This is a genomic window from Deltaproteobacteria bacterium (assembly GCA_016213065.1).
Taxonomy (GTDB): domain Bacteria; phylum UBA10199; class UBA10199; order SPLOWO2-01-44-7; family SPLOWO2-01-44-7; genus JACRBV01.
In genome coordinates this window covers 1-7,517 of the sequence record JACRBV010000126.1, presented here as the reverse complement: position 1 = coordinate 7,517, position 7,517 = coordinate 1, and the positions used below count along the sequence as shown (strand labels likewise).

Here is a 7,517-nt window from a genome sequence, read left to right as displayed (position 1 = left end):
CAACACTCCACATCATTGCAGTGTTTAATCTGCGCAATTTTTTCTCCACCTTCGCGGGTTACAAATCCTATTGCAGGGGCAGGCAAAGCCCCCTCCAACGGCAAAGCCGTTGGAGCCTCCCCTTCACGTTCGCTTCGCTCTCTGACTCCTTTCCGGAATGTTTTAAGCAAAACCGTTCGCACATGAGGTCTGTTTTTCGCATCAACGGTGGCCAGAGAAACGGAATCGGCGTCGGGATCCTTCAATTTCTTCGCTTCCTCCCAATAATGATGAAATAATTTTAAGGGATCATTGGATTCCATAAAAAAGTTCCTTGGTATTTTTTATAATCTGCTCAGACAAAACTTTCACAGATATTTTTTTTATTTCTGCAATTTTTTTGCCGACCTCTACCACAAAAGCGGGTTCGTTTCGTTTTCCCCTGTGGGGAACCGGCGCCAAAAATGGGGCATCGGTCTCGATCACTATTTTTTCAAGCGGTAAAAATTTCACGACTTCCAAAAGTTTTTCGGCTTTTTTGAATGTCACAATTCCGGAAATGGAAATAGTAAATCCAAGCTCCAAAGCCTCTTTCGCTTCTTCTACTCCACCGCCAAAACAATGAAAAACTCCGCCTTTTAGAAAAGGGGCTTCCTCTTTTAATATTCGAAGGGTGTCCTCCCAGGCCTCGCGCGAATGGATCGTCACCGGCAAAGCCAATGTCTTGGCCAATTTAAGCTGTTCCCGAAAACATTTCTTTTGCACATCGCGCGGTGCATGTTCATAGTGATAATCCAATCCCGTCTCACCAATCGCAACAATTTTGGACGCACCCTCCCCCTTGAAGAAGGTGGACTTCATAATTTCAATGTAATCGTCAGGCACTTTTCCGGCATCATGCGGTTGAACCCCAACAGCAACATAAACAGAAGGAGTTTTTTCTGCCAATGCGCATGCATGGCGGTTTCCCTCCAATCCATCGCCCGCGCCAATCACAATGATGGTTTGCACGCCCGCTTCACGCGCTCTTTTAAGAACTTCCGTACGATCGGCGTCGAATTCCTCACCCGCCAAATGACAATGCGTATCAATCCACATGGGTCTTGTAGAATCAGATAAGGCGTCAGAAAACAGAAGTCAGGAATCAGAATGACTGCCATTTATTCATCAACGAAAAAACCATGGCACTGACTTCATCATACTTTTTATTCAACTCATCAAAAGTTTCATCATTCATATATTTTCAGTCCTTCGCAAATTCCAGCCAAGTCCTTGTCTCTTCACAAGAACCTAAAGCATCGTTAAGATGTCTAATGAACAAATTTTTATATCTCTTTTTTGCAAATCCCTCGCGGATATTTGCAGGGATGGACCTAGAAGACCTTCTTGTCTGGTCTGTTAAAGAGTAGAGTTCCTCCCTTGGGAAATTTTTTGTCAATTCAAAAATGTTCAAAGCCAGCTGATAAGAAAGTTGATAAACTTTCAAATCACGATACGTTTTTATTCCTTTTTTATTTTCCATTCTTTATATCTTCTGCTTTCTGTCATCTGTCATCTGTTTTCTATCTTCTGTCCTTTTCTCCCAAGTATTCCTGTTCGAAAGCGGAAAGCATTTTTTGAAAGGTGTCGACGAAAGGTTGTTCTTTGCGGTTTTTTGCAAAAACGAGCGCTTTATTCATGAACCGGTAACAACTGGAGAGGCCCCATCCACGGCGAAGCACCATTTCCACCAAATGAAAATCGATATTTTTAGACGTGATAAAATTTTCAAAATCATTTCCCCACGATTTCTCCAACACTTCAATCGACTTTTGTTTTTCACCTTTTCTGCAGTAGGCCAAGCCCAGCGTTGTATACGCCTGATGCGCGAAAACAGGATTATTGGGAAGTATCTTCAAAACTTTTTTTGCACGTTTGATGGCGCCGTCATATTCCGAAAATTCTTCCAGCAACAAACGGGCTATGATGATTTTCAGGGCAGGATCTTCGGGGAGCAATTTTTCCGCTCTTTGATAGTGACGCCACGCTGTCTTGAATTCCCCCTTTATTTTATACAACACACCCATCGCGGAGTGGTACAAAGCCGTGGCGGAAGGATCTTCCGTGTGTGCCATGTTGTTGGCGAGCAACTTTTCCGCGTCATCATACTGTTTGGCCTTCATCAATTCGAAAGCTCGGTGACAAACGTCACTCGCGCGGATCGGAATCTCCTCTTTTTTATTTGGATCAATCATAAATACAGTGCGTAAGTGCTTGAGTACTTAAGTACGTAAGTCAAAAACTTAAGCACTTAGACACTAACGCACTTAAGCACTTTAAGCATTTCGTTGTGGATCAAGCCATTGCTTGCAACAATTTCGTCGCCGAAAATGTTGAGCGGTTTGCCATCGTACATTGTAAGCGTTCCACCGGCTTCTTCTATAATCACACTCGCCCCAGCAATATCCCACGGTTTCAAAAATAATTCCCAAAACCCATCAAAACGCCCGCAAGCCACATAACACATATCTGTTGAGGCTACTCCATCGCGACGCACCGCATGACATTTCAAAATAAAATCGTTGAAGTGATCGATATTATTCATCCGTGTCTCGTTAACATTGTAGGCAAAACCCGTGGCGATCATGGATCCTTCAAGCAATTTATTTTTGGAAACCCGGATCGGTTTGTCATTGCAAACGGCACCACCCCCGCACTCTCCCACAAACATTTCATCAAGATTCGGTTCATAGACCACACCCACCACCATTTTTCCCTTATGCATCAGCCCGATCGAAACGGAAAAAAGGGGATAACCGTGGGCATAATTAACTGTTCCATCGATAGGGTCGATGATCCAAAGCCAATCGGACTTTGTGTTGTGGCCGCCGCCCTCCTCCGCCAAAATATCGTGTCCGGGAAATTTTCCTTTAATATAATCGCAGATCAACTTTTCACATTCTTTGTCGACTTGGGTCACAATGTTGAATTTATTCTGCTCTTTATAGGTGATTACCTTTTCTTTGGGCAAGCGGTCCATCTGTAACTGACCCGCTTCCCTTGCCATTTCAATGGCCGCCAAGCAATAATCTCTCATGGATGAAGATGTAACATACGCCCCTTGCTATTTCAACAACTTGCGGCGTACAAATAATTAGGCAACTTTTTTAGCGGATTGCCGAAGAAAAGGCTGTATGAGACCCAATTCAATTTTTCCAAGAATTATCGTATCGCCTGTTCTGACATGGGCTGGAGTTACACCCACAGAAACTGAAATTGTTCATCAGATACTTCCCGTAGCGGCGCCCGTAGTAGCGGCTGGTATTTCCATCTTATTGAGAAATGCACCTTCAGTTGTCGTAAAAACCGGAATTATCGGTGGAGCAGTGCTACTTGTTTTTGGCGCGGGAGTCGGAGTCGATTGGCTAGCAAATCAGTTACATAATCCACAACGACGACTTGAACCTCTTACTCCACAAGAATTCGAATATCTGCTTCAGAGAGAACGCTATTATCATCCGGAAATGCCGCTCACTTCTTTGCAATCTTGGTTTTTGCATAGTTACCCCATTATGGAACATCAGGTCCCAATACCCTCTGGTTCTTTTTTTGCGGTCAACGGTCCTGTCGGCACGCTTCAACAGACCGTAGTTGGAACATTTACTCCGGAGGAGATTGACTACTTCAGAAAACTTTCAATAGATACACAACATCGTCTTGCACCGCTTTTTGAAGGCCTCCACAACGCTCATGTTTCCGATGATCTGAGACGCATCCTTGTCCCGTTGATTTTTAGACTACCGGAATACCAAGTTAAACGTGAAGTTGGGGAGATCCTCTTTCAAGAAGACGGAAAACGCCCAGTTCATCGCGATTTATATTCCAATCTTCCCATGTGGGAGAAAACGGGATTTGATCTTGTTCATAGACAATATCACGGCCTACAATATTTTTTTGAAGCTCTTTCAAAATCAGACATCCCTCTCCCGGAGCAAAAAGGGGTTGTCCGTGTCCTCATTCAACAAATAACAAATCTTTTTCTGTCGGCACGCCACAAACAAAATGCAATCAGGCTTTTGCCTCTGGTCGATATTGCGGACCCAATACAACTGAATCCTTATTTTATCCGCGACGGACAGCTCCTTGTTTTTCAAAATGCAAAAGATCTTGCCGCCTATTTGAAAGATCTTTTTAACGACCCACAAACCTTGACCGCATCAGATCAACCCGGGGAAAAAACACGATATTGGGAAAATGGCATTGTTGTCCAAATCAGGCCACAGAACAGTTTTCCATCTCCAGAGACAGACGAAGACAGCTTGAGATATCCCCTTCTGGCACAGCAAGACCGCCTCCCTGCTTATCCGCCACATGTTTATGTGATGATCCCGGGATATACTCCACAGAGAGAAATAGGAGGGAACGAGTACTATATCGTCTATATTTTTGATTTGAACTACCGGTTAATTCAGGTGCGCATCAGTTCCAGAAGTTGGGAAGAAATGGCACAGACTCAATTCGGTACAAATATCCAATTTAAATATATGTCCAGAGGCCGCCGCGACATCCATATCTACTCTCCGCCTCGATTATAGGGGCAGGCAAAGCCCCCTCCAACGGCAAAGCCGTTGGAGCCTCCCCCTCACGTTCGCTTTGCTCACTAGGCAGATTCCTCTCAAGCAAGCCCACAGAGTACCGCGCGCTTGCCCTTAGGAATCTACGATTTTCAAAGAGGTCTTGCCAGAGTCAATACATCAACTTTTTTGGCGCCACCTTTTTTTAAAACTTTGGCGCATTCGTTGACCGTTGCTCCTGTTGTCAAAACATCATCAATCAAAAGAAGCGATTTTTCTTTGACGGAAAAATTTTTGTGGGCGATTTTTTTAAACGCACCCTGAACATTTTTAGTCCGTTCTTCAGAACTTAATTTTGTTTGTGATACCGTCGCTCTCACTCTCTTAAGCAAGTCAACAAGTAGAAATCCTTTTTGTTTGGCAAGGCGATGCGCCAGAAGATGACTTGGGTTAAACCCGCGCGAAAAGCGGCGCCGCCAATGAAGAGGAACAAACGTCACGGCATCATATGTTTGCCAATCAAGATTAAAAGAGGTCAAAAAACCGGACAAAACGGGAGCCCAATAAAGCTTACGATGATATTTATAATGATGAACCCAATCAAGCACTACGCCTTCATACGCCAAAGCAGAATGAGCTTTGTCAAAATAGATTTTGGAAAGATGGGGAAGGTGCGCCGGTGTTTTAAGAAAATGAAGTTTTGAAAAACAATCCGCGCAAACAGAGCCGCCATACGATTCCTCAAGCCATGCATCACAACCAAGGCATCTATTAAGAAAAATTAAAGAAGAGAGAGATTTCCAGATGTCCGAGGTTTTTAAAAAGGAACGGGGCCTGTCAGGCGAAGGCTTGCACGCCCTCCCGAAAGATCGGGCTGACAAACCTTCGCCTGCCACCCGTTCCTTTTTAAAAAGATCTATCATACAAGAAGAGATTCACCGGTCATTTCTTTTGGCTGACTCAAACCCAAAAGTTTGAGCATCGTTGGGGCAATGTCGCAGAGTTTTCCGCCTTTGCGCAGAGAATATTTTTTTTTGTCGGGCGTTATCAAGACAAGGGGAACGAGGTTGAGCGTGTGTGCTGTGTGGGGGTTTCCATTTTCATCGATCATGGATTCGCAATTGCCATGATCTGAAGTGACAATCGCCATGCCGTGAAGTGATTCCAATTTATCCAAAATTTTCCCAAGGCAGACATCGACCGCCTCCACCGCTTTGATTGCGGCATTGATCCGCCCGCTATGCCCCACCATATCTCCGTTTGCAAAATTCATGATCATCACATTGTATCTTTTCTGATCAAGCCGTTTCAAAACTTCATCCATCACCTGACTGGCCGACATCTCCGGTTTTAAATCATAAGTTGCTACATCGCGCGGGCTGGGCACCAAGATTCGGTCTTCGCCATTGAACTCAATTTCCTGACCGCCGTTGAAAAAATAAGTGACATGGGCATATTTTTCGGTCTCGGCAATGCGAAATTGCTTCAGATGATTTTTGCTCAACACCTCTCCCAACACATTGTCCAAATTTTGCGGCGGGAACAGAGTGGGATAGGGATAATCTTTTTCGTAACGGGTCATCGTCACAAACGCCGCCAATTTTGGGACAACGGTTCTTGAAAAAAAAGAAAAGTCGGGTTTATTCAAAGCCAGCGTCAACTGGCGTGTCCGGTCTGCGCGATAATTGAAAAATAAAACAACATCGCCATCTTTGATGAGACCAACGGGTTTCTTTTCTTTTTCAATCACCGTGGGCAAAGTAAATTCATCGGTCGTCCCTTTTTCGTAAGAAGAGGTAATCGCCTGAAGAGCGGAGGCCGCCTTATTTCCTTTTCCTTCCACCAGAGCTTCGTAAGCCAACGCCGTTCTTTCCCAGCGCTTATCCCGATCCATGGCGTAATAACGCCCGATCACTGTTGCAATGGCAGAATTTCCAACCGACTTTATTTTTTCTTCGAGTTTTTTAATGTAACCTTCGCCCGCATTTGGGGGAGTGTCGCGCCCATCCATAAAACAATGGACATAAACTTTTGGTAGATTCTTGGCCTTCGCAAAATCGAGAAGGGCAAAAAGATGATTGATGTGACTGTGGACTCCGCCATCGGAAAGAAGTCCCATCAAATGAAGAGCGCCATTGGATTTTTTCAAATTTTCTGCAACATCCATCAAAGCGCGATTTTTGAAAAAAGATTTATCCAAGAGAGACTGATTGATGCGCGTCAAGTCCTGATAGACAACCCGCCCCGCACCGATATTCATATGTCCCACTTCGGAATTGCCAATTGTTTTCTCTGGCAATCCGACCGACTCCGCCGAAGCTTCCAGAAAAGTTGTCGGATATTCGTTCCGAATTTTATTCCATGTCGGGAGTTTTGCTTGGCTCAAAGAATTAAAAGGAGAGGGCTTCGCTTCTCCCCAACCATCCAAAACAATGAGAAGAAGTGGGCCTTTCATAATCCTGCACTGATGGCTATTTGCGGGGCATCGCCCCAGAGTTTTTCCAAATTATAAAAATTGCGGGCTTCGTTGTGAAAAATATGAACGACCACATCGCCGTAATCGACCAACAGCCAAAGTCCCTGATCGTAACCTTCGACACCGAGAGGTTTGCGTCCCGCTTTGGATAATTTTCCCATGATCGAATCGGCAATGGCTTTTACTTGTGTGTCGGATTTGCCCGAACAGATGACAAAAAAGTCGGCAAAACTGGTGAGGCTACTTAAATCCAGAATATTGATATCAACGGCCTGAACGTCATCGGCGGCCTTGGCAATCTTTGTGGCGAGCTGTTTTGGTGTCATTCGTTTTTTATTCAAGGTGGTGGTGAAAAAGTTGTGTGAGGAGAATTTTGGGGCCGCGGTTCTTTGCGGGTCGTCCCGCAAAGCCCGCTTATCGCTCGGAAATTTTTGCTTTATATCCCGTTCTTTAAAATTGCCTGCGCGAACCCCCAAAATTCTCCTCACACAACTTTTTCACCACATTAT

General features: G+C 44.6%; 8 protein-coding genes and 1 pseudogene. 1 reads left to right on the top strand and 8 read right to left on the bottom strand.

Translation table 11 applies throughout. The annotated features are described in order from the left end of the window. The 5 genes and pseudogenes from HY877_07440 to HY877_07420 form a co-directional block, all read right to left on the bottom strand. A partial coding sequence (locus tag HY877_07440; protein ID MBI5300104.1) for a hypothetical protein occupies positions 1-302 on the bottom strand: 302 nt, incomplete at its 3' end. Next, positions 289-1,077 (bottom strand): TatD family hydrolase, encoded by a 789-nt coding sequence (locus HY877_07435; protein MBI5300103.1) that lies wholly within the window; start codon positions 1,075-1,077, stop codon positions 289-291. The genes HY877_07440 and HY877_07435, both read right to left, overlap by 14 nt. Positions 1,078-1,123: 46 nt before the next feature. Beyond that, positions 1,124-1,501, bottom strand: a pseudogene (locus HY877_07430) (four helix bundle protein). 40 nt (positions 1,502-1,541) lie between these two features. Continuing rightward, complete coding sequence (locus HY877_07425; protein ID MBI5300102.1) at positions 1,542-2,213, bottom strand: hypothetical protein; 672 nt, start codon at positions 2,211-2,213, stop codon at positions 1,542-1,544. A gap of 56 nt (positions 2,214-2,269) precedes the next feature. Further along, entirely contained in the window at positions 2,270-3,055 is a 786-nt protein-coding gene (locus HY877_07420) for an inositol monophosphatase (protein MBI5300101.1), read from the bottom strand. A gap of 97 nt (positions 3,056-3,152) precedes the next feature. Between HY877_07420 and HY877_07415 the strand changes: the two genes are divergently transcribed. Beyond that, entirely contained in the window at positions 3,153-4,553 is a 1,401-nt protein-coding gene (locus HY877_07415; protein ID MBI5300100.1) for a hypothetical protein, read from the top strand. A 131-nt stretch (positions 4,554-4,684) separates the two neighbouring features. On the opposite strand, the gene HY877_07410 is transcribed toward HY877_07415, so the two are convergent. From HY877_07410 to rsfS, 3 genes are read right to left on the bottom strand one after another with little or no spacing between them, the layout of a single operon-like run. Next, entirely contained in the window at positions 4,685-5,455 is a 771-nt protein-coding gene (locus tag HY877_07410; protein ID MBI5300099.1) for a ComF family protein, read from the bottom strand. Beyond that, entirely contained in the window at positions 5,452-6,987 is a 1,536-nt protein-coding gene (locus HY877_07405; GenBank protein ID MBI5300098.1) for a 2,3-bisphosphoglycerate-independent phosphoglycerate mutase, read from the bottom strand. The genes HY877_07410 and HY877_07405 overlap by 4 nt, the downstream gene beginning before the upstream one ends. Then, positions 6,984-7,334 (bottom strand): ribosome silencing factor, encoded by a 351-nt coding sequence (rsfS, locus tag HY877_07400; GenBank protein MBI5300097.1) that lies wholly within the window; start codon positions 7,332-7,334, stop codon positions 6,984-6,986. Before rsfS ends, HY877_07405 begins: the two co-directional genes overlap by 4 nt. Positions 7,335-7,517: the final 183 nt, after the last annotated feature.